Source organism: Alcaligenes sp. PF14, from assembly GCF_037150615.1.
GTDB classification, from domain to species: Bacteria; Pseudomonadota; Gammaproteobacteria; order Burkholderiales; family Burkholderiaceae_B; genus Alcaligenes; species Alcaligenes phenolicus.
Genome location: NZ_JBAGRS010000022.1, coordinates 1 through 763, shown reverse-complemented (window position 1 = coordinate 763; position 763 = coordinate 1). Strand labels below are relative to the sequence as shown.

The following is a 763-nucleotide window of genomic DNA, read 5'->3' as shown; positions in this document are numbered from 1 at the left end:
AGGCTGCACCGCAGAAGACATGCGTGCCTTTTGCCCGACCTGGACCGAAGAGCAATTGCAATTGCGTGCCCAGTGGCTGCACACCTGCCATGAGCCTGCGATTCTGGCCAGCTTTGAGGGCTTTCATACCGACGATATTCATGTCGACTTCCCGCATTTGACCGTGCCTGCCTTGCTAATGACAGCCGAGCGTGGTGACGTGGTGCGTGACGAGGATGTGGCCGAGATTCAGCAGCTGGCCCCTGGCGTTCAGCACGTTCGCGTGCCTGATGCCGGTCACATGATTCCTTGGGATAACGAAGCAGGCTTTTACGAAGCTTTCGGTGACTTCCTGGGCCAGCGCTTGGTGTGATGTTGAAAGGGCTGCATGGGCGGCCCGTCGTGATGCAAAGGTTCCGCGTCAGTGTCGGAACCTTTCACAAGGAGAGACAAGATGGCAGTGAGTGATTACCAACTTATCGAGGCATGGCAAGAAGTGCTACGCCTGTCCAAGCTGCAGGCCGGTCAATCCGTGACCTTGCTGACCAGCTCGACCACGCACCCGCAAACCATGCAGTGTGCGCAGATTGCTGCTCAGTCCATGGGTGCGATTGTGAATCGCCTGGACTTGTTGCCGGTCAACGCGGAAAAAGCCTTGAGCCGGGACTCTCTGGCCTATCTGGGCACGACGCCTTTGACGGGTAATGAGGCGGCAATCGCGGCTTTGAAGGCCAGCGATCTGGTGCTGGACTTGATGACTCTGTTGTTCTCGCCCGAGCAGATC

At 57.7% G+C, this 763-nt stretch carries 1 protein-coding gene and 1 pseudogene; both read left to right on the top strand.

The genetic code is table 11. From position 1 onward, the window contains the following. The coding region (locus tag WFM49_RS18510) for an alpha/beta fold hydrolase (protein WP_336974845.1) at positions 1–352 on the top strand (352 nt) is incomplete at its 5' end. Positions 353–433: 81 nt separating this feature from the next. Then, positions 434–763 (top strand): annotated as a pseudogene (locus WFM49_RS18505) (2,5-dihydroxypyridine 5,6-dioxygenase); the annotation flags it as partial.